The sequence below is a fragment of the Pseudomonas sp. TMW 2.1634 genome (assembly GCF_001703595.1).
Taxonomy (GTDB): domain Bacteria; phylum Pseudomonadota; class Gammaproteobacteria; order Pseudomonadales; family Pseudomonadaceae; genus Aquipseudomonas; species Aquipseudomonas fragi.
This window is the reverse complement of record NZ_CP016849.1, coordinates 993,798-1,013,894: the sequence shown is the minus strand read 5'-3', so window position 1 is coordinate 1,013,894 and position 20,097 is coordinate 993,798. Positions and strand designations below refer to the sequence as shown.

Sequence of the window (20,097 nt, the reverse complement as noted above, 5' to 3'; positions counted from 1 at the left end):
AGCAAGCCTGCATGAGCAGATCAGCGAACACAGCGTCGCTCACGACATTGGCCGGCAGCGTCGAAGGCGATGCCGGCACGGCACAGGTTCATATCGAAGACCTCGGCAACCAGCGCTATCAGGCGGTGTTTGCAGATGGCCACACCCTCGTGCTGGATATCCTGCGCCAAGACGAACTGCCTCACGGCACCACCCGCTTGGCGCTGAAGGTCGATGGCCAACGCAAGACCGTGCACGTCACCCCCAATGGCGCCCAAGAATCGACCCTGGACCATGCCGGCAGCCGACGCAGCATCAGTTGGCACAGCGCCAGGCGCCGCGACGGCGACGGGGCCACTGCGCGCCAGGACTTCAGTGCAACCCTGCTCGCGCCCATGCCTGCACGCGTGCTGGAGATTCTGATCAGCGAAGACAGCCTCGTCGAAGAGAACCAGCCGTTGCTGCGCATCGAAGCCATGAAAATGGTCATGACCTTGTCGGCGCCCGGGCGCAGGCGGATCCAGACCCTACACATCCAGCAGGACGACGGCATCCTCGCCGGCCAGTTACTGATCACCTTTGCCAAAGTGGATTGAACGTGTTGCACCTCTGACGTCGCCGCAACAGGGCGGCAATCGGTCACGTTTCTCATATTCAATGGAGTTGAAATGACACTGGAAGCCCGCATCACCCAATACTGTGACGACCTGACCTTTAGCGCCATCGACCCCGCAGCCCTGGAAATCGCCAGCCGCTCCTTGCTCGATGCCCTCGGCGTATCCCTGGCCGGCGCCCGTGACGAGGGGGTCAAGGTGCTGGCCGGCATCGTCGAGCAATGGGGCGGCCAACCCCAAAGCCGTGTACTCGGCCGCCAGCAGGCATTGCCCGCACCGGCGGCGGCGATGCTCAACGGTGCCGCCGCGCGGGTGCTCGACTTCGATGATGTAGCCGACCCTTTGGGCACCCACCCCAGCGTGGCCATCCTTCCGCCCTTGTTGGCGATCGCCGACCTTGTAGATAAGCCCATCGACCGGCAGGCCTTCATCACCGCCTTTGTCATCGGCCAGGATCTGTCCATTCGCCTGTCGCGGGCACGGAAGGAAACGCTGTTGGAGAGTGGCCGCTACGACCTGTGCAAGGTGATCGCCGCCACGGCCGCTGCCGGCAAACTCTATGGGCTGCGCGGCACACAACTGCAGCATGCACTTGGCATCGCCTACACCAGCGCCTTGGGCGAAACCCAATGTATGATCGACGGCGCTTCGACGGTGTTCTATCAGCAGGGTCTGGTGGCAGCCAATGCGGTGCGCGCCGTGGTACTTGCCGCCAATGGCTTTACCGGGGCGAGCCAATTTCTGACCGGCCGCTGGGGCTACTACAACGCCTTCGAACCCGGCTCCCAAGTGGAGACCATCGACGCCGACCTGGGCAGCCTCTTCAGCAACACCGACGGTATTGCCTTCAAGCCCTACCCCACCTGCCGCCCGAATACTTCAGCGGTCGCCTTGGCCCTGGAACTGGTGCAGGGGCGCCGTCTGAGCGCTGCCGAGGTGGTGCGCATCGACGTCCAGACCAACCAGCAGATCCACGACCTGGTGAGTGCCCCGGTCGAACGCAAGCAGGCCCCCACCACGGTGGTCGAGGCGCGCTTCAGCCTGGCATACAACATCGCCACGGCACTCACCAACGGCGATCTGTTCATTGATGACTTCAACGAGCAGGCGATCCTGCGACCCTCGATCATCGCGTTGAGTCGCAAGATTTTCCCCCGCCAGGACCCGGCCTGCGAAATTGCCGAACTGGGCACCCACGGCAAGATCAAGATCCGCATCGAGCTGACCGACGGAACGCTCCTGCAAGGCGAGGTCAGCTACGCCAAGGGCAACCCACGAAACCCCATGAGTCAGGAAGAACTGCAGGCGAAATTCAACAAGTGCCTGGCCTATTCGGACGCGGCCCATGCCAAAGCGCAATCGGCAACCATCGTCGACTGGATCTTCGACCGCGACGCCATAAACCCCGCCTATCAGGTACTGGCCAAGGCCCTGCACGCGCCGCTTTAAATCGCCCCAAACGACAACAGGCACATCAAGGATGTGCCTGTTGTCGTTTGGGCCTTGAAGCGCTGGTCTTCAGGAGACTTTTTCTACCTCCACGACCGCGATGCGCTTGACCGCACTGCGCTCCACCTGCCTGCCATCGATCTGCGCCAGCAACTCGACCTGCCGTTGCTCCGCAATGCCGATCGAGCGGGCCTTGACGTGCCCGTACCCGCGAATGGCTTCAGGCAAACGTGCCCAGCTCACCAGCATCGGCAACGTGTCGGCAGTCAACTTCGGCAGCAATGCGATCAACGTACTCTGGTACTCCTCCAGCAGGCGTTGTTCTTCACGACGCTCCTTGAGCAGGCCGAACGGGTCCAGAACCGTATGTCGCAAAAAGCGCAGCCCGGCCAGCGCGCGGAAGACCGGAATGATCCAGCCGGACACCTTGATTTTGCGTGGTTCGCCCGTACGCTTGACCAAGCCATCCAAAAACGGCGGGGCGAGATGAAAGGTCACCTTGGGCCGCCCGACGAAGGATTCGCCCAGGCTGCTCAGAAACGCCGGCGAACTGTGCAGCCGTGCCACTTCGTACTCATCCTTGAAAGCCATCAGCTTGAACAGGTTGTGGGCCACCGCATGGGCCAGCGTAACGTCCCCGAGCCCCTCGGTGGCTTTGACCACCTGCTCGACCAAGGCGCGGTAGCGTGCGGCGTAACGTTGGTCCTGGTAGTCCACCAGCAACGCACTGCGCTGTTGCACAACCTGCTCCAGGGTGAGCGCCTGCGGCGGCTGGGCAGCCGAGGCTGGCTTGAGCTGGCTTTCGACGAAGGCGGGATCCGCCGCCAGCAGACGCCCCCAGGCAAACGCCAGCCGATTGGACTGGACGTCGCCGCCGTAGATTTCCAGCGACCGGTCAAGGGCGCTGAGGGTCAGGGGCACCACGCCCTGCTGCCAGGCGACCCCCAGCAGCAGGATATTCGCCTGCATCGGCCCAACCACTGCCGCCGCCACTTTGCGCGCATCCACGGACTGGTAACGCTCGGCGCCCACAATGTCGATCAGGCGCTGTTCGATAGCCGCAGTTTCCAGACGCAAGGCCGGGTCCAGCAACATGGCACCCGCCTGGACTTCACTGGTGCTGGCAACCACCCGGGATCGGCCGCGCAGCAGCACGTTCAAGGCTTCATCTTCGGACGCGACAGCCAGATCGGAAGCGATCAACACGTCGGCGCAGGCTCGGTCGATCCGATGCTGATGCAACTGCTGGGGGTCATGGGCGAAGCGGATATGGCTGAATACCGAACCGCCTTTCTGAGCGAATCCGGTAAAGTCCAGGACCGACACTTCAAGCCCTTGCAGGTGCGCGGCCATGGCAATCGTTCCGGCCATGGTCACCACGCCCGTGCCGCCAACCCCCGTGATCAGCAGTTCAAAAGTCCGCTCAAAACCTGCAGGTTCGGGCGTTGCCAAGGCCCCGGCCAGGGCCAGGACCTCTTCGGCCGGCAACAGTTTGCGGCGCGCCTTGGCCGGGGTGCCGGTAACCGTGACAAAGCTGGGGCAAAAACCCTTTACGCAGGATTGATCGAGGTTGCAGCTGTCCGTATCAATGCTGCGTTTGCGGCCGAATTCGGTCTCCACCGGCACCACGGACAAACAGTTGGACTTGGTCTGGCAATCGCCACAGCCCTCACACACCTGCTGGTTGATTACCACACGCGACTGCACCTTGGCCGGCGGTAAGCGCTTGCGTCGGCGACGGGCCTCGGTGGCACACACCTGATCGAACACCAATACGCTCACGCCAGGCAATTCCCGCAGGCGCCGCTGGACGCTATCCAAGGTATCGCGATGGTAGACCTTCACCCCGTCCGGCAAGCTGTCGCGGGCCTTGTAGCGACTCGGGTCATCCGCCACCACGACGACTTCGCGCACCCCTTCGCTCAGCACCAGTTCGACCACCTGGCGCACGCTCAGTTTACCGTCCACCGGCTGGCCGCCTGTCATCGCCACCGCATCGTTGTACAGCACCTTGTAGGTGATATTCGCGTTGGCAGCGATGGCTTGCCGAATCGCCAGGTAGCCGGAATGGAAAAAAGTACCGTCGCCCATGTTCTGGAAAATATGCGGAGTCGCCACAAAGGCCATCTGCCCCAGCCAGTCCACGCCCTCGCCGCCCATCTGCACGCTGCCACTGGTGGCGCGGTCGGGCATGCGGGCGGCCAGGGCGTGGCAGCCGATGCCTAACCTGGCCTCACTGCCTTCCGGCAGTTGGGTCGAGGTGTTGTGGGGGCAGCCCGAACACAGGTAAGGCGTGCGCTTGAGCCAATGGAACTCACGGGACACCGGGCCCTCGATCCAGTAACGCGGTACGTCGATGGCCAGGCCGAACGGCGCCAGGCGCGTCGACAGGACCCGCATGATCCTCGACGGGCGCAATTCTTCGGCGACCGACAACAGCGGCTGCCCGCGCTCATCGAGTTTGCCGATGATCAAGGGCCGGTTCTCCGGCTTGGCGTTGAACAGGCCACGCTTGAGTTGGTCCTCCACGACGCCTTGTTTTTCTTCGATAATCAGCACCCGCTCACAGCGCCGGGCCCAGGCCTCCAGCACCGGCGACAAGGGGTAGACAACGCGGATGCTGAGCAGAGCGACGCCAGCCTTTTCCAGCGCGCCCAGCGACACTCCGCCTCGCTCCAGGGCTTCGCGCACGTCGCCATAGGCCTTGCCGACCGCCGCGATCAACAACCGAGGAAAGGCCGGCGCCACTTCCACTCGGTCCAGAGGGTTAGCCCGAATAAACCGCCGCGCCGCCTCGATCTTGTGAGAAAACCGCCGCTCGATCTGCATGCCTGGCAGGTCCGGCCAGCGCCAGTGCAACCCATCGGGGCCCGGGTCGACGGCCGGCGCCACGAAGCGTGGCGCTGCCACCGCATCGACTGATCTGGAGGCTTCAACGGTTTCGGTCACAGCCTTGAACCCGACCCACAACCCGCAACACCGCGACAGCGCCCAGCCCCACAAGCCGCAGTATTCATAGTCGGCAAGCCCAACCGGATGGATCACCGGCAACCCCCAGGCCATCAACGCCTGATCCGACTGGTGGGACATCGACGACGAGACGCAGCCATGGTCGTCACCGGTGACCACCAGCACCCCGCCATGGGGCGACGAGCCATACGCGTTGCCATGCTTCAAGGCATCCCCGGAGCGGTCAACACCCGGTCCTTTGCCATACCACAGGCCGAAGATGCCGTCGTGCAACCGGGCCGCATCGCTTTCCACCCGCTGTGTGCCGATCAGCGTGGTCGCCGCTAGGTCTTCGTTGATCGCCGGCTGAAAGCGGATATTGGCTTTTTCCAGCAGCGGCCTGACCCGCCACAGCTCCTGGTCCAGCCCGCCCAGGGGCGACCCTCGATAACCGCTGACAAATCCTGCCGAGTTGATACCCGCCGCCCTATCCGCAGCAGCCTGGGCCAGCAGCAGGCGCACCAGCGCCTGCTGGCCGCTGAGGAAGACTTTCCCGGCAGGCTCCTCAATGCCGCGCAAGTAACGAGAGTCGAGCCGATATTCCAGATCCAGAGTCATGTCCGAGCCTCTTGAGTGTGCACGTGATTTGGATGGGAGGCAGTGACAGAAAGGGTTTTCAGTCCTTGGCGGGCGATCAGAATCGCCTCTCGCAGTACGGTTTCATCGCCAATATGGTTCATCAGCAGCAGCACCAGTTGGGCATGAAGCAAGTGCCCGGCCGACGCATCCAAATCCTGGCAGGCGTCCGTCAGCAGTTGGAAATAACTGTCCGGGCTGCTCAAGCGGCATTCCGTGGCCAAGCCAGTGCTCGAAGGGATGGCTGACGGGCTCATGACACTTGCTCCTGTGCATAGGCCAGCACTTCGGTGGCTGAAGCGATGGCAATGGCACGCTCGATGGCCAGCGGATCGAGAAAGCTCAGGGTCGTCAGCACATGCTGGTCCGGACGGATCACCACCACTTCCCCCGGCTGTAACCCGTAGCGCGAAACCGCCAGGCCGGCGTGGTCCCACAGCAGGTCAAGCGTCGCTGCGGGCTCCCGCGAGCTCAGCACGATGACGTCGACCGGGTAGGCCGAGGCAATCGTCTTGGGCACGGCGCCTGAACCGGGCTCATACACCAGCACGGTAAACCCCCGGCGCCCCAGGTGGTTGAGCAGCCAGTCGGGCTGGCCGCGCACGCTGATCGGCGCATCGGGAGCCGCTGTACCGGGTGAAATCCGCCCCCCGTCAGGGTCGGCGAAATGCTCGAACTGACCCACCCCTTCCAGCCGTGCGGGTTTTGACAGGCGCCCGGAGTTAATCAGCGCCCGCCCCCAGGACGTGTTGCGAGCCAGCGCCAATGACGCTTCGCGCAGCACGTGTACGGCAGGACTGGGAGGGGTGATGAAATCCGCGCTGCGGGTGGAATTGAGGATGTTTTCGTCGGCGGCGAACACCCGCTCCTCGTCATATGATTGAATCAGCGAGGTTGACGCACCGTGCAGGAGAATACCCGCCAGGCGCCAGCCCAGGTTGTCCGCATCCTGAATCCCGCCATTGCCTCCGCGCCCGCCAAATGGGCTGACCTGATGCGCGCTGTCACCTGCAAAGACGACCCGCCCCTGCACAAAGGTCTCCAGCCGCCGGCAGCGGAAGGTGTAGACGCTGATCCAGTCGATACGCAACGGCGTCTGCTCACCGAACATCGCGTGCAGCCGTCGGGCGACTCGCTCGGGCTCGCGCTCTACGGCAGGGTCGGCGTCGGGGCCCAGCTGGAAATCGACTCTCCACAGATCATCCGGTTGCTTGTGCAGCAGCACCGAATGGTTGGGATGAAAGGGTGGGTCAAACCAGAAACGCCGTTCTGCAGGAAAGTCCGGCTTCATTTCCACATCGACGATCAGGAAGTGGTCATCGAACACTTTGCCGATAAAGGGCAAGTCCAAGGCATTGCGCACCGCCGACCGAGCACCGTCGCACGCGACAAGCCAGTCACATTGCAGCTGGTAGGCGCCGTCAGGGCATTCAACGCTGACGGTCGCCCCCTCGGGCCGGTGCTCGACCCCCACCACCCGGCTCAGGCACTGCAGGTCCACCAGGCCCGTGGCCAGACACGCCTCCACCAGCCATTGCTCGATGTAGGTCTGCTGGATATTGAGGAAGGCGGGGCAGCGAAAGCCAGGCTCCAATTGGAAGTCGAAACTGAACACTTCATGATCTTTGTGAAAGACCCGGCCGAGTTTCCAGTCGACTCCCTTTTCCCGCAACTCATCCGGCAACCCGAGGCGGCCGAGAATTTCCAGGCTGCGCTGGGCAAACACAATGGCTCTGGAACCTTCCGTCAATGTCTGCCGGGCCTCCAGCACCACGCTCGCCACGCCTCGACGGGCGAGATCAAGGGCCAGGGTCAACCCCACCAGACCGGCACCGACAATCACGAGGGGCACCGTGCGGGCCGTGCTGAGCTGAACATCCAAAGGGGTGGAATAGGTCAAGCTGGACGGCTGATGCATGAGTCGTCGCCTCCGATGGCAAAGTGTCGCGTTCACGAACGCAAGCAGGTCCTGGCAAGGAACTTAGCTCCCTTACGCGTAGTACGCAAGTACGCCATAAGTGAAGATTTATAGTGTTAAAAACTATGTTTATAGCGTTTTTGACTACCCATCAGACGCTGTTCCTCTACGCCGCCTTGCCCTCCCGGCAATCAATCCCTTGATAATAAAAACAATTAAACCCAGAAAAACCAGAGCTTCCAGCTCTCTTACACCGCCACGCCGATCCCGTTCGAGAAAAACCCGAAAAACTATATTGCAAGCGATCTATTCGTGAGCTACTTTATTTTTCGAGATGAGCCCATGTTGAACAGAAGCCCAGGCGTACCGGGACGTCGAGTCCATGGAAGGGCAATGACTTATTTCAGGAGAAGCCATGATCGACATCATCCAGGAAGGCGCCGCACTCACGTCCGATTCCGCCGCTGAGAGTCAACCGCTGACGGTGCTTTGCACACTGTTGTCGCGCGCCGACAACACGCCGTTGAGTCAGCGGCGCAAAGGCCCGCTGCAAATGCTCGACCTCTATGGCGAAGTGCTAGGCGACCCGGCCAACACCGCGAACGCCTTTGAAGTGCAACCCAATCTCAACTTCGAAAAATGGACCGAGTACTGGCGCAAGACTCACGGCCCGCGTTTCACCCATGCCCTGCCGACCCAGGCGGACGGACACCATCCCTTGCTGCGCTACGACCAGATCCACCGCCTCAGCGCCGGCCCTTCCAACCTGCGGCCGCTGCCGTATCTGCCACCCCTCGATGAAGACGGCCGGCTGTTCGACACGGTGATTGGCCATGTGCCGCCCTATCAGCGCTCGGAATGGGACGGCATCGCCTACCTCGGCTTCGCCAATACCGACGCCTTGCAAGTCACCTTCGGCCACGAGGAAATCACCCGGGCGATCCTCCCCGAGGACCAGGTGATCTTCCGCGAACTGTGCCCGATTCTGTGCCGCCAGCACATCGTGATACCCAGCGCCACCTCCAGGGAATCAATCCTGTTGATCAGCCTGGTGCGCCGTGACCCGGCGTTGAGCCGCGACCAATTCCAGCAGCGCTGGCTGGAGGAATATGCCCCTCGCCTGCTGGCGCAACCGGCGGCCCACCGCCTGGTCAGGAGATATGTGCAATTGCATAACATCGGCCCGATCGTCGCGGGCCAACCGCTTTACCACGAAGTGGGCAAGGACATCGACGGTGTAGCCATCACCGCATTCGGCTCTATCACAGACCTGGAGGAATTCCTGGTTGACCCAGCGATAGCCGCGCTCACCCAGAGCCAGTTGCAACTGATCGACCCGCAACACCATGAGTATTGGACCGCCCTCGCCTTCCAGGTAGTCAACCAACTGACCGGTGAAACCCGCACCACCAGCCACGCGCCAGTTCAACAGGACGTCACCGAACCCGCCGAAGCAGCGACCTGATCAACACGATCAATCCCCTTATGGAACAAGCGGAGATGCATCTATGCCCAATGAATGGTCACCCTCATCCTGGCGTGAAAAAAATGCCCTGCAATTGCCCGAGTACGCCGACCCCGAGCGCCTCGCCGCCGTCGAAGCGCAGCTGCGCAACAGCGTGCCGCTGGTGCTGGCCTCCGAGGTTCGCTCACTGAAGGCGCGCCTCGCCCAAGTCGCGCGGGGTAAAGCGTTTTTGTTACAGGGCGGTGATTGCGCCGAATCCTTTGCCGAGTTTCACCCTGGCGGGATCCGGGATCTGTTCCGAGTCTTTCTGCAAATGTCAACAGTGCTGGCCTTCAGCACAGGCGTACCGGTGGTCAAGGTGGGGCGTATCGCCGGGCAATTTGCCAAGCCACGCAGTACGCCTCACGAAACCATCGACGGCGTCACACTGCCGAGTTATCGCGGCGACATCATCAATTCCATTGAGTTTAACGAGCAGGCACGCCGACCCGATCCCGAGCGGATTCTTCTGGCCTACCACCAATCCAGCGCGACGATGAACCTCTTACGCGCCCTGGGCCGCAGTGGCTTTTCCGACATGCGTCATGTGCAGCAGTGGAACACGCGCTTTATTGCCAGCGCACCGGAGGGGCGACGATATCAGTTGATCGGCCGGCGGATCGAGGAAGCCCTCAAGTTCATGAATGCCTGCGGCGTCTCACCGGAATCGGTGCAGGCACTGCGTGAGACCGAGCTGTTCACCAGCCACGATGCCCTGCTGCTCAACTACGAAGAGGCCTTCACCCGACTCGACTATGCCAGTGACGAGTGGTACGACTGCTCAGCGCACATGCTGTGGATCGGCGAGCGCACGCGCGGCGTTGACGATGCCCACGTAGAGTTCCTCAAGGGCGTGAAGAACCCTATCGGCCTCAAGTGCGGGCCCACCCTGCAGGAAAACGACCTGCTGCAGTTGATCGACGCGCTCAACCCGGAGAACGAGGCCGGGCGCCTCACCGTGATCGTACGGATGGGCGCCGACGTGCTTGCAGAACGCCTGCCGCAACTGGTGCGCGCGGTGAAAACTGAAGGCCGCGATGTGGTGTGGTCCGTCGACCCGATGCATGCCAACACCATCAAATCCAGCACCGGGTACAAGACGCGTCGTTTCGCATCGGTCATTACTGAAGTCGAGCGTTTCTTCGATGTCCACCAGGCAGAAGGCACCCATGCCGGCGGTGTGCATTTGGAAATGACCGGCGCCGACGTCACCGAATGCACCGGGGGTGGCCAGCGCATCTGCGACGCGGACTTGAGTAATCGCTACCATACCCATTGCGACCCGCGCCTGAACGCGTCCCAGGCACTGGAACTGGCCTTTCTAATTGCCGAAAAACTGAAGATCGAAAACCCCGAACCGGCGAACCTTGAGCTTGCCCTTTAAGCCCTTACCGCACACCATAAAAAGCCCATCCGATCAGGCTCGGATGGGCTTTTTATCGGATATCAAACGTCCGTCATCATCGCTTCGCGATCAAAACGCTTGATATCCAGCAAGCGGTTTTCGAACACTTTGTTGGGCCATTGAGGATCCGCCAGCAGCATCCGCCCCAACGCCACCAGGTCCACCGCCCCCGACTGCAACTGTTCCAGCACCGGGGCCAGGTCTGCCTGCCCGGCATCCGGACTTTCGCTGCCGCGCAGCTGGGCAATGGAGTAAGCCTTGTCCAGCCCCACGCTGCCGACCATCATGACCGGCTTGCCACTCAAGCGCCGGGTCCAGGCGGCCAGGCTGTCGGCGCTACCCTCGAAGGCCGGCTCCCAGAAACGTCGCGTGCTGACGTCGAAAATATCGACACCGGCCTCCACCAGAATGTCGAGAAAGACTTTCAGCTCGTCGGCATTGTCGACAATCCGCGCCTCGTAATCACTGATTTTCCATTGGGAAAACCGGAACATGATCGGGAAGTCCGGCGCAGTAGCCTCACGCACAGCACGCACGACCCGCGCCGCAAGCCGGGTGCGGTTGGCCAGCGAGCCCCCGTAGTCGTCCTCGCGCTGGTTGCTCCTGCTCCAGATAAAGCTGTCGATCAGGTACTGATGGGCACCGTGGATTTCCACCCCGTCAAACCCGGCGGCCTGTGCATCCCTGGCCGCCTGGGCATAGGCCGCAATGACCTGCTCGATATCGTCAAGGGTCATCGCCTTGACCACGACGTCGTCGCCCTCTTTGATTTCCGTGGGGCCGTAACCCGGCACCTGAGGGTCCGGGCCCATGCCCGGGCGTCGGATCGGGCCGACGTGCCACAACTGAGGTACGATGCGCGCGCCCGCCTGATGCACCGCCCCTACAACCCGCTTCCAGCCCTCCAGTGCCTGAGGGCCGAAGATATCGGGTACATTGGTATAGCCATTGGCAGCTGGGTGGCCGATAAAAGTGCCCTCGGTGACGATCAACCCCACCCCGCCTTCGGCCCGACGCTGGTAATACGCGGCAGATTGCTCGCCAGGTACACCTCCCGGCGAACGCTGACGGGTCATGGGTGACATGACAATACGGTTTTTCAAGCTATGCCGCCCAAAGGGGATTGGCCTGAACAGCACTTGGTGCTGGGGTTCACGCGCTTGACTCATGATGTGCTCCTGGACTGATTCGCGAAGACGAAACGGCACACGCAGTGACCGCTCACGCGGTACTGGCCAGGAATCCGCCATCGATGCGCAAGTTTGATCCATTGATATAGGCCGCCCTCGGACTGGACACAAAAGTCACCAGGTCGGCCACTTCATGGGGCCGCCCCAAACGTCCGACCAGGGTCGGTGAAATCTCCGCGGCGATCTTGCTTTCAATGGCCGGCCAGTCGCCTTTCCAGGCATTTTTCTGCGCCACCGAATGCCAGTGGTTCTCTGCAGCGGGTGTCAGCACATCCCCTGGGCTGATGCAGTTAGAGGTGATGCCCGTACCACCAAACTCCTTGGCGAAGGTTACCGCCAGGCTCACACAGGCCGCCTTGGTCGCCGCGTAGGCGCCAAAATTGGCGAAAGGCCGCGTGGCGGCGATACTGCCCAAGGTGATGATCCTCCCCCAACCGCAGTCGATCATGCCGGGCGCCAGCAACCGCACCAGGCGGATCACCGAGCCGACATTCTGGTCGTACAGATTCAGCCAGTCGGCAGTCTCGCTTTCCAGTACCGGCGTGGGTGGAAACGCGCCCGCATTGGCCACCAGAATATCAATGCCGCCGAAGGCTGCCAGCGCATAATTAACCACCTCGCGCGCCTGATCGTCACTGACCAGGTCGCCACAAGCCACTGCGGCCCGCCCTCCCGCCGCGTGAATGGCGGCCACCACCGCCTCACTTTCAGGCCGTCGCCGGCCATGAACAACCACTTCGACACCTTCGGCGGCCAACGCCAGGGCAATCGCCTTGCCGATGCCGCTGTTGCTGCCGGTGACCAATGCTCGTTTACCCGTCAGTTGTAAATCCATTTATCCACCTCAACGATTGGTATACCCAAGTGTTCAGTTTTTTTCCGGCGCTCCGCCGACATTGTCAACTTTCACCGTCAGCGCACACAGCACCGCACACACTGCCGTCAGCACCGCAATCAACACCAGCACCGCGCTGAACGAATGCTGATAAACCGTGGCCAGCAGTTGCCCCAGGGCGTCCTTGTCGGCGCTGGCGGCCTGCCCCAGCACCGAATTCAGTTGGCCGCTGGCAACGCGGCCCGCCCAGTCACCGACCCGCGCAGGATCCAACAATGGATTTTCACCCGACAACCGCTGCAAGCCCGAAGCTGTATACCCCACCAGCAACGCACCGATGATCGCAATGGCAACCGCTTCGCCGGCGACCCGCATGGTGGTGAAAATACCGGCCGCCATCCCGGCGCGCTCCTTGGGCACCACGCTCATGGACAGGCCGTCCATCAGCCCCCAGGGCAAGCCGCTGCCAATGCCGATGACCAGCATCGGCAGGACGATGGTCCAGATACTTGCGCCCGGTTCCAGGGCAAACGCCAGCCAGCATTCACCCAGCGCGGCCAGCAGCAGGCCGGCGCCGCACAGGTAACCAGGGGCAATATGGCGCGACAGTGAGCCGGCCAGGAACGGCACGATCAGCATGGGTGCGGTCAGCGGCAGGATGGCCAGACCCACTTCGGTCTCGTCGTAGCCTTGAACGCCGATAAACCAGATCGGCAGGTAGACCAGCAACGCGACAAAACAGAACCCGGTGGAGATGGGTAACAGCTGCACCCCGACAAACCGCGGAAACCGGAACAGACTCAGGTCGAGCATGGGCTCGCGGGACTTGAGTTCTACGATGACAAACAGCAGCAGCAACACGCCGCTGCCCACCAGCAACGCAACGACATTGGGATAGCCCCAACCCTTTTCCGGTCCAGACACGATCCCCAGGATCAGCGCACCCAAGGCCAGCGTAAACAAGGCGATGCCCCACCAGTCGATACGCTTGGCATTGGGATCACTGGACTCATTGACCTTCTGGAAACTGAACACGAATACCAGCAGTGACGCCAGGGCAATTCCGAAAAACAGCGCGCGCCACCCCAAGTGAGCAATCAGCACCCCCACCAGCATGGGCCCGAATGCCAGACCGACACCGAATGAGGTTCCGAGGAAACTAAAGGCCCTCAGCCGCAGATGATCATCGAACTCCTGGGCGATAAGCGCAGAGGCGGAAGTCAGCGTCAGCGCCCCGGCGATGCCTTCAATGCCACGGAATACGTTGAGGAACGTGATATTCGGCGCAAAGCCGATCAACAACGACGTGAGAAAAAACAATAACAGCCCCGAAATAAAGCATCGCTTACGACCGAATCTATCTGCCAACGCCCCTCCCGCCATCACGCAACTGCCAAAGGCGACATTGTACGCGTTGACCACACCGCCCAATTCCAGCAGCGAACCGCCTAGGTCCCGGGCAATCATCGGCGTGGCAATCGCAGGGCCGGTGAAAACGATGGGAATAATGATTCCCGCTGCGCAAAGCGGTATCAACACTGAGTAGCGGTTCTTCGAGACCGGTTGAACGCGTTCTTCCAGGAGTTCTTGAGAAATGCCCATTTAGTCATGCCCTCGACTCGAAAAAATCCTTAAACCTCTGCCAGGCTATAGCGGCCAACCACTCTTACAGCTGAGGAAATTTAAGTTTTATGCTCTCACGCTGATAGATCGCATGCAACTCAATTTTAGTCTCTGAATGACTACTTACGACTAGTCCAGATAAGAAAAACATGCCACCCGTGGAGAATGAGGAAATCGCCCGCTTCAAGAAGCTCACGCCGGCACAGAAAGCTTTGTTGCTCTCCGCCAGTAAGGAGCCTGGGAAATACACTGAGGGGGTCGTGCTGTCGAAAAAACTCGAAACGCTGTTTCGAGCCGTGCCACCCAGCCTTTACCTCGCTCTTGCCATGACGGAGCCCGAGAAAAAAGCCGAACGCTGGAGGTTGATGCAGGAGAACGGTTGCTCGGAGTTGGAAGCGGCTCTCCAGGTAGCTGAGCGTATTGACCAGGCCCGTGGAATCGGGACATAAGGACAGATTTGGAGCCCATATGGCGTTACGTCTGCGCAGGGCTGGAGTGCCGTTTTTTGGTGGATGTGCCCGAACTATCTGCGTAGATTACTCATCGACACTCAGCCAAGCGGAAGGAGTCACACATGAATAAAAACGATCTAATCGAGGCCATAGCGGGCTCAGCCGACCTCCCGAAGTCCACCGCGGGACGCGCACTGGATGCCCTCACAACCATCATATCCACTGCGTTGAAAGGCGGTGAAAACGTCACCTTGGTTGGTTTTGGCACCTTTGCGGTCAAAGCGCGTGCAGCGCGCGACGGACGTAACCCTCAAACGGGCGCCACCATCAAGATTGCAGCCTCGAAGACGCCTAGCTTCAAAGCCGGTAAATCGCTGAAAGACGCGGTTAACTAGACGCTGGTGGCGATTACCTAATACCAACTCTGCGAGAGCGCTGGTATTGGGCTTCGGCAGCCGAAACGCTGGCTGAACTCTGGGAGCCTTCGAACTATGTGTTTGAACGCGTCTTGAGCGGCGTTTCTTTCAGCTTTGATTTGAGCTGGGTGGCACACTGCTTAGCCGCTGCTGAATCCTCAACAAAAAACCAGCTTCAAAAGCATCCTGGCAATCACCGACAGGAAAGGTTTTGCGCGTTTGCGCCAATTCCCACCACAGTGGAATCTCGCCGGACGTATCAAGCCAAGCCTGGGCGCATTGCACGCCACGTTCGATCATTGGGGCAAATTCGTTGCCCCAAGGTGTCAAAAGACTCGAGCAACCATCCGCCGCAGGAATTGAAACGTAGTTTTCGTCCATACACACCCAAGATTTCTGATTTATTGTTAGACGCGCAGGCCAGCCCCGAAATCTTAACGACACCAAATGAACGCTCGATAACAGGCAAGGGCATCAAATAGCCTAGATCAACGCCAATGTAGACTATATCCCGTGGATTGAGAGTCCCTCAAGGCGCAATTTGCGCGCATGACTCAAGACTACGAACAGCTTCGTCTGCAGCTGGCGGAAAACATCCGCTTGATGCGACGCGTGAAAAACCTTACCCAAGAGCAGCTCGCGCTCATGGCCGAGGTGGATCGCACGTACGTCAGTCAAATCGAGCGATGCACAGGCAATCCGTCGCTGTTGGTCCTGTGCAAGCTCGCCAATATTCTCGAAATCACCACAGATCAGCTACTTGTAGAACCCGATATCCTGCGCAGCGCCCTTCACGTCAAATAATAGTCTCACGTCTCACAAATCCGATAGATCTGCCTTCATAATTTCCACTGACAGTCTTCCGCCCGAAACCGAACCTGACCTGGCCATTCACCTTATTGAGCCTGGATCATGCCTGTTGCCTGCTCGTCCATCCCGCCCACAAAGCTACGGCCTTTGGCGCTGAGCGTCCTGCTGGCGTGCGGCCCAAGCATGGCGCTGGACACCGGCAGCATTACGTCCTCTGCACTTTCGCCAAGCTGTCTCGAATACAGGGTCGTCGGTATTTGTTTCTGGCTCCTGTGCACACCCTTCGGCTGCACAGTCAAAACCTCGACCAAGGTGCGTCATTTCATTCCTGAGCTGGTGGTTTCGAGCTACGCCACTACCGGCAATAATCCATGGACCGAGATGGCCACCCTCTCCGTTCCCATCAATGGTGCGGAAGGTGGCGGCAACCTGATCACGCCAAACACCCACCGCGACAACCTGCCCCGCTTCAAGAACGTCGATGGCATCGGCCACCCCGGTGGCTGGATCGCCACGCAACTGGCTTCGCAATCCGGCTACGCCTGCGCCAGCGGTGCAACTGCACTCATGCCTTACTACCTGAGTACCCTGGATTCACTGGCCTGGCGCCATGGCATCCCAGAAAGTTTGTACCCCGAGTCGCTCGTACCGGGGATCCATGAAATTGGTCGTCAGGCTTCGGGAAACATGTGGGGCAACGTTTATCCCCGCCAGGGCTTTCTGGTACAGCCCGACGATTTCAAGGCGGCCGCAGTCATGGCGCAACGGGCCGGCGACGTGGTTACCCGCAACTGGCAGCCGCATGTGTATGTAGCGCTCACGCCCGCCAAACGCGACGGCTACTGGCCACCTGGCCCGATCGTTGAAAACGACGCTTCGACCCACACATGGCAATTGCTCTACCCTCAGGTTCAGCCCACGTGCGCCATCTTCCCAAGCGATCCGGTACAGAGTTCGGACGGGGGCTACGCCTGGTCGTTGTGGCGGCCCTATAGCTGTTGCAAACGTGAGGGACAGACATTCCTGTTCAGCATCGACTTCGAAGGCGGTGCTTCATGAGCCGGCTTCACGCGCGACCCTGGTTGGGCACAATGAGTCTGGTGCTCTATGGACTACTCGCCATGGCCACGCATGCCCACGCCGCCGAAGGCGATTACCGCCTGGGTACTCAGGGCGAAGTACTCGACGACCGAGTGATGTACACCATTGGTGGCGGCTCGGCAGCGGGCTCACCAAGTTCGCTCTATCGCCCCAACGGGCTCGGCGTCGGCGCGTCCTGGCGAGCAAACATGATGTGCGGAAACATGAGCCTGACCAATACTCTGCAAAACCAGTTGAACGGCTTCACCGAAGGCTTCCAGCAGATCATGGGCAGCGTTGTGCAGAACGCGACCCAAGCGGTGATGTCGCTGCCAGCGTTGATCATCCAGCGCGCTAACCCCGGTCTCTATGAGTTGCTGAGTAACGGGGTGATGCAAGGTCGTATCGACTTCGACCGCTCCAAGCTGACCTGCCAGGCCATGGCCGAAAAGATGGCGGACAAAATCGGTCAAGCCGGCTGGGGCGCATTGGCCAAGAACCAGGAGATGCAGGGCAACCTCGAACAAACCGGCGGTGATGCGGTGGCCGCGGTGAAAAACACCGAAACCCATAACGGCAACAAGGGGGTGTCCTGGGTCGGCGGCTCAAAGGCTGGAGGTAATGGGCAAACACCTATTCGGGTGACTTCCGACGTAGTACGCGCGGGCTATAACCTGCTCCATAACCGTACGGTGGATGATAGTGCCTCGATCAGCAGCAGTGATTGCCTGGGTGGCGCTATTTGCCAGACCTGGGCTTCGCCCCAGGAGGAATCCGAATGGGCCGTTCGCGTATTGGGCGAGAGCGAAATCGCGACCTGCGACAGCTGCGAAACCCTGCGTGCTACCGCTGGCAGTGGATTGACGCCCCTGATCCAAGAAACCTACAACGAGCACCTGAAGGCCCTGCAAGGGATGCTGTCTGGCTCCCTGCAGCCTACCCCTGACAACCTGGCCAAAGCCTCCAGCTCAATGCTGCCGGTGACCCGTGGTGTGATTGAAGCCTTGCGTGACGATCCTGATCAGGAACTGCTGGCGCGACGCCTGGCCAGCGAGACAGCCTTGTCCAGTGTGCTCGATAAAGCGCTTCTGCTGCTGCGCACACTGCTGGCAGGCAGCCACGAACCAAACATTGCTTCTGCCGAGCCGGCCCAAACGGCCTTGGCAAAAAACATCGACACGCTGGAGCGTGAAATACGCCTGCTGCAGGCCGAACTACAGGTTCGGCAGATGCTGGCCACCAACACCGCCAGCCTGGTGCTCGATCGGCATGCCGGAGGCGCCGATGCTTCGCGTACCGTCGAGCAAGGCGACCCTGAGCCGGGCCGACTCAATGATGCTGACGCCAGGCGTAAGTGAGCCATGAAACGCTCACCGCTATTCACTCTGCGTTCAGGTCTGGGGATTGCCGTGCTGATGATCCTGACCGCCGCACTGGTGGCCTGGATCGGCCGTACTGCGCTGGGCAGTTTCGAGGCACGGCAGCAGGCAATCGAATCCGTACGACCTTATCTGCGGTGGTGGCGCGCCCTGCTCTACGGCGCCCTCTTTGCGCTCTGGTGGGATCTGCTTCGGCGCTACCGACATCGACCCCAGGATCGACTGCGCGTGAAACGCATCGGGACATTAGGGCTCTTGCTCTTTACCTGCGTCGAGCTCACTCGATTGTGAGGTCACCACCATGCTCATGAGCACCAACAGCTACCTGGAGTTTTACCTCTCCCTGCTGGCCTGGATCATCAACAACGGTATCTGGAACGTCATGTCCGATACTGGACTATTCGCTGCGCCCTTCGGCGCGATCATCTTGCAAGAGTGGTTGTCGGCCCGTCAGCAAGGCGCGGATGAAGGCAACAAAGGATTGCTCTCGGTACCTCGAATCGAGAACCGGCTTTGGCTGGCCTACATTGTCGTATTGTTCGGCTGCGCGCCGGTCTTTCCGCTAAACCTCGCTTCAATGGCGTTTGATGATGCAGCGAGCCAACGCTGCGGTGTCAGCGTGGCCAAGCCAGCAGAAACTGCCTGGGGCACCACGTTCAACACCATCGGCGAACGCTCTGCAAACGTGCCAATCTGGTGGTTTCTGGTGCACGCCCTGAGCAAAGGAGTGACCGCAGCGGCCACCGCGGCCATCCCCTGCGCACCGGATATCCGACAGATGCGCATGGAGATCGACAGTTCTCGCATCGATAACCAGGTATTGCTACAGGAAGTCGCCGACTTCACTCGCGACTGCTACGGCTATTCCCGCTCTCGACTTTTCACCAACCGTCCTCAGTTGGACAAGGCACAAAGTCACGATGCGTCCTGGATCGGCTCACGCTATTTTCTCGACACGCCGGGCTACTACGACACCGATCGCTCACGGACACCGCGAGTCAGTTGGCCCTATGATGAAACCCGAGATACTTCCTTGCCACGGTTGGAGAATGGCGCGGGCTACCCCACTTGCAGACAGTGGTGGAGTGAAAACGGTGTCGGGTTGCGCGAGCGCTTGATCGAGCAGGTCGATCCTTCGCTGCTGACTCAACTGAAAGGTTGGTTGACGGGCCGTTCAAGCAACGAGATCGAAGATGCCACCCTGCGTGAGCTGGTCAGCCCGCGCCAGCAATCGCTGTCCATGTCGCCCGGACAGGTGTACCAAGACTACGGCTCCAGCGCTCGTGGCGGTTCGATCAATCAGGGGCTCAATAACCTGGCCACCAATACCGGGTTGGCCCTCGGCTCCTTCAGCAACTTCCCGGCAATGAATGCACTACGCGCAGCCTTGCCGATGGTGCAGGCGTTCCTGATCATGGGCATCATCATCAGCTTGCCGCTGATCCTGCTGGTCAGTACCTATCAGTTGAAGACCGTCATGACCGTGACGTTCGCGCTGTTCACCTTACACATGCTGACCTTCTGGTGGGAACTGGCGCGTTGGGTCGACTCCAGCATGCTCGATACCCTGTACAACCAGGTTTCGGCTTCCAATCAGGTGCTGTTGTCGCTGCCCACATCCGGGTTTATGGATGGGACTGTCACCGCGCAGGTGATCGAGTACGTGATGGGGGCGATGTTCATCGTGCTGCCGATGGTTTTTCTAGCCACCATGAGTTGGGCCGGATATAGCGTAGGTTCAGGCGTAGAAGGAATGTTCAGCAGGGGAACCCACGCAGCACAGACAGCGAGCTCTAACGGAACCTCTCAGTTGATGAGCGGTGCAAGAATTGTTTCGGGTAAATCGAGCTCAAAATAA

The 20,097-nt window shown here is 60.5% G+C and carries 17 protein-coding genes and 1 pseudogene; 11 read left to right on the top strand and 7 right to left on the bottom strand.

Annotated elements, in window-relative coordinates; genetic code table 11:
- The first annotated feature begins 11 nt into the window (after nucleotides 1–11).
- On the top strand, nucleotides 12–575 hold the full coding sequence (locus BFC21_RS04815) for an acetyl-CoA carboxylase biotin carboxyl carrier protein subunit (RefSeq protein ID WP_078466831.1): 564 nt from the start codon (nucleotides 12–14) through the stop codon (nucleotides 573–575).
- A gap of 72 nt (nucleotides 576–647) precedes the next feature.
- The gene (locus tag BFC21_RS04810; RefSeq protein WP_070413169.1) at nucleotides 648–2,042 is read left to right on the top strand and encodes an MmgE/PrpD family protein; all 1,395 of its coding nucleotides are present in this window, start codon (nucleotides 648–650) and stop codon (nucleotides 2,040–2,042) included.
- Between the two features lie 69 nt (nucleotides 2,043–2,111).
- Here the strand turns inward: BFC21_RS04810 and BFC21_RS04805 are convergent, their stop codons facing one another.
- From BFC21_RS04805 to BFC21_RS04795, 3 genes are read right to left on the bottom strand one after another with little or no spacing between them, the layout of a single operon-like run.
- Nucleotides 2,112–5,609, bottom strand: a complete 3,498-nt coding sequence (locus BFC21_RS04805) for an indolepyruvate ferredoxin oxidoreductase family protein (protein ID WP_070413170.1) — start codon at nucleotides 5,607–5,609, stop codon at nucleotides 2,112–2,114.
- The gene (locus tag BFC21_RS04800) at nucleotides 5,606–5,884 is read right to left on the bottom strand and encodes a DUF2783 domain-containing protein (RefSeq protein ID WP_070413171.1); all 279 of its coding nucleotides are present in this window, start codon (nucleotides 5,882–5,884) and stop codon (nucleotides 5,606–5,608) included. The genes BFC21_RS04805 and BFC21_RS04800 overlap by 4 nt, the downstream gene beginning before the upstream one ends.
- Nucleotides 5,881–7,545: an FAD-dependent monooxygenase gene (locus BFC21_RS04795; RefSeq protein ID WP_070413172.1), complete on the bottom strand. Its 1,665-nt coding sequence runs from the start codon at nucleotides 7,543–7,545 to the stop codon at nucleotides 5,881–5,883. The genes BFC21_RS04800 and BFC21_RS04795 overlap by 4 nt, the downstream gene beginning before the upstream one ends.
- A 415-nt stretch (nucleotides 7,546–7,960) precedes the next feature.
- Here BFC21_RS04795 and BFC21_RS04790 point away from each other — a divergent pair, with 415 nt between their 5' ends.
- Together BFC21_RS04790 and BFC21_RS04785 are read left to right on the top strand one after the other, a co-directional pair.
- Nucleotides 7,961–9,010: an EthD domain-containing protein gene (locus BFC21_RS04790; protein ID WP_070413173.1), complete on the top strand. Its 1,050-nt coding sequence runs from the start codon at nucleotides 7,961–7,963 to the stop codon at nucleotides 9,008–9,010.
- 43 nt (nucleotides 9,011–9,053) lie between these two features.
- On the top strand, nucleotides 9,054–10,433 hold the full coding sequence (locus BFC21_RS04785) for a class II 3-deoxy-7-phosphoheptulonate synthase (RefSeq protein ID WP_070413174.1): 1,380 nt from the start codon (nucleotides 9,054–9,056) through the stop codon (nucleotides 10,431–10,433).
- Nucleotides 10,434–10,495: 62 nt separating this feature from the next.
- On the opposite strand, the gene BFC21_RS04780 is transcribed toward BFC21_RS04785, so the two are convergent.
- From BFC21_RS04780 to BFC21_RS04770, 3 genes are read right to left on the bottom strand one after another with little or no spacing between them, the layout of a single operon-like run.
- Nucleotides 10,496–11,623 (bottom strand): NADH:flavin oxidoreductase, encoded by a 1,128-nt coding sequence (locus tag BFC21_RS04780; RefSeq protein WP_070413175.1) that lies wholly within the window; start codon nucleotides 11,621–11,623, stop codon nucleotides 10,496–10,498.
- A gap of 52 nt (nucleotides 11,624–11,675) precedes the next feature.
- A complete protein-coding gene (locus BFC21_RS04775; protein ID WP_070413176.1) occupies nucleotides 11,676–12,479 on the bottom strand; it encodes an SDR family NAD(P)-dependent oxidoreductase in 804 nt (267 codons plus the stop codon).
- 33 nt (nucleotides 12,480–12,512) lie between these two features.
- Entirely contained in the window at nucleotides 12,513–14,081 is a 1,569-nt protein-coding gene (locus BFC21_RS04770; RefSeq protein ID WP_070413177.1) for an MFS transporter, read from the bottom strand.
- Between the two features lie 167 nt (nucleotides 14,082–14,248).
- On the opposite strand from BFC21_RS04770, the pseudogene BFC21_RS04765 reads away from it, so the two are divergent.
- Both BFC21_RS04765 and BFC21_RS04760 read left to right on the top strand, forming a co-directional pair.
- A pseudogene (locus BFC21_RS04765) lies at nucleotides 14,249–14,551 on the top strand (conjugative transfer ATPase); the annotation flags it as partial.
- An 86-nt stretch (nucleotides 14,552–14,637) separates the two neighbouring features.
- Entirely contained in the window at nucleotides 14,638–14,949 is a 312-nt protein-coding gene (locus tag BFC21_RS04760) for an HU family DNA-binding protein (RefSeq protein ID WP_331712685.1), read from the top strand.
- A 129-nt stretch (nucleotides 14,950–15,078) separates the two neighbouring features.
- Here BFC21_RS04760 and BFC21_RS04755 read toward each other — a convergent pair whose 3' ends face one another.
- On the bottom strand, nucleotides 15,079–15,351 hold the full coding sequence (locus tag BFC21_RS04755) for a LasR-specific antiactivator QslA (protein WP_070413180.1): 273 nt from the start codon (nucleotides 15,349–15,351) through the stop codon (nucleotides 15,079–15,081).
- Between the two features lie 168 nt (nucleotides 15,352–15,519).
- Here BFC21_RS04755 and BFC21_RS04750 point away from each other — a divergent pair, with 168 nt between their 5' ends.
- The 5 genes from BFC21_RS04750 (at nucleotide 15,520) to BFC21_RS04730 (ending at nucleotide 20,097) form a co-directional block, all read left to right on the top strand.
- Complete coding sequence (locus BFC21_RS04750) at nucleotides 15,520–15,774, top strand: helix-turn-helix domain-containing protein (protein ID WP_078466833.1); 255 nt, start codon at nucleotides 15,520–15,522, stop codon at nucleotides 15,772–15,774.
- A gap of 108 nt (nucleotides 15,775–15,882) precedes the next feature.
- Complete coding sequence (locus tag BFC21_RS04745; protein WP_070413157.1) at nucleotides 15,883–16,839, top strand: TIGR03756 family integrating conjugative element protein; 957 nt, start codon at nucleotides 15,883–15,885, stop codon at nucleotides 16,837–16,839.
- Nucleotides 16,836–18,218, top strand: a complete 1,383-nt coding sequence (locus tag BFC21_RS04740; RefSeq protein WP_078466834.1) for an integrating conjugative element protein — start codon at nucleotides 16,836–16,838, stop codon at nucleotides 18,216–18,218. Before BFC21_RS04745 ends, BFC21_RS04740 begins: the two co-directional genes overlap by 4 nt.
- A 3-nt stretch (nucleotides 18,219–18,221) precedes the next feature.
- On the top strand, nucleotides 18,222–18,530 hold the full coding sequence (locus BFC21_RS04735; protein WP_070413459.1) for a hypothetical protein: 309 nt from the start codon (nucleotides 18,222–18,224) through the stop codon (nucleotides 18,528–18,530).
- A 10-nt stretch (nucleotides 18,531–18,540) separates the two neighbouring features.
- Nucleotides 18,541–20,097: a conjugal transfer protein TraG N-terminal domain-containing protein gene (locus BFC21_RS04730; RefSeq protein WP_070413458.1), complete on the top strand. Its 1,557-nt coding sequence runs from the start codon at nucleotides 18,541–18,543 to the stop codon at nucleotides 20,095–20,097.

Bases quoted from the DNA above. Each gene is read 5' to 3' on its own strand.
- BFC21_RS04815 (WP_078466831.1), top strand. From the start codon at position 12: ATGAGCAGATCAGCGAACACAGCGTCGCTCACGACATTGGCCGGCAGC.
- BFC21_RS04810 (WP_070413169.1), top strand. From the start codon at position 648: ATGACACTGGAAGCCCGCATCACCCAATACTGTGACGACCTGACCTTT.
- BFC21_RS04805 (WP_070413170.1), bottom strand. From the start codon at position 5,609: ATGACTCTGGATCTGGAATATCGGCTCGACTCTCGTTACTTGCGCGGC.
- BFC21_RS04800 (WP_070413171.1), bottom strand. From the start codon at position 5,884: ATGAGCCCGTCAGCCATCCCTTCGAGCACTGGCTTGGCCACGGAATGC.
- BFC21_RS04795 (WP_070413172.1), bottom strand. From the start codon at position 7,545: ATGCATCAGCCGTCCAGCTTGACCTATTCCACCCCTTTGGATGTTCAG.
- BFC21_RS04790 (WP_070413173.1), top strand. From the start codon at position 7,961: ATGATCGACATCATCCAGGAAGGCGCCGCACTCACGTCCGATTCCGCC.
- BFC21_RS04785 (WP_070413174.1), top strand. From the start codon at position 9,054: ATGCCCAATGAATGGTCACCCTCATCCTGGCGTGAAAAAAATGCCCTG.
- BFC21_RS04780 (WP_070413175.1), bottom strand. From the start codon at position 11,623: ATGAGTCAAGCGCGTGAACCCCAGCACCAAGTGCTGTTCAGGCCAATC.
- BFC21_RS04775 (WP_070413176.1), bottom strand. From the start codon at position 12,479: ATGGATTTACAACTGACGGGTAAACGAGCATTGGTCACCGGCAGCAAC.
- BFC21_RS04770 (WP_070413177.1), bottom strand. From the start codon at position 14,081: ATGGGCATTTCTCAAGAACTCCTGGAAGAACGCGTTCAACCGGTCTCG.
- BFC21_RS04755 (WP_070413180.1), bottom strand. From the start codon at position 15,351: ATGGACGAAAACTACGTTTCAATTCCTGCGGCGGATGGTTGCTCGAGT.
- BFC21_RS04750 (WP_078466833.1), top strand. From the start codon at position 15,520: ATGACTCAAGACTACGAACAGCTTCGTCTGCAGCTGGCGGAAAACATC.
- BFC21_RS04745 (WP_070413157.1), top strand. From the start codon at position 15,883: ATGCCTGTTGCCTGCTCGTCCATCCCGCCCACAAAGCTACGGCCTTTG.
- BFC21_RS04740 (WP_078466834.1), top strand. From the start codon at position 16,836: ATGAGCCGGCTTCACGCGCGACCCTGGTTGGGCACAATGAGTCTGGTG.
- BFC21_RS04735 (WP_070413459.1), top strand. From the start codon at position 18,222: ATGAAACGCTCACCGCTATTCACTCTGCGTTCAGGTCTGGGGATTGCC.
- BFC21_RS04730 (WP_070413458.1), top strand. From the start codon at position 18,541: ATGCTCATGAGCACCAACAGCTACCTGGAGTTTTACCTCTCCCTGCTG.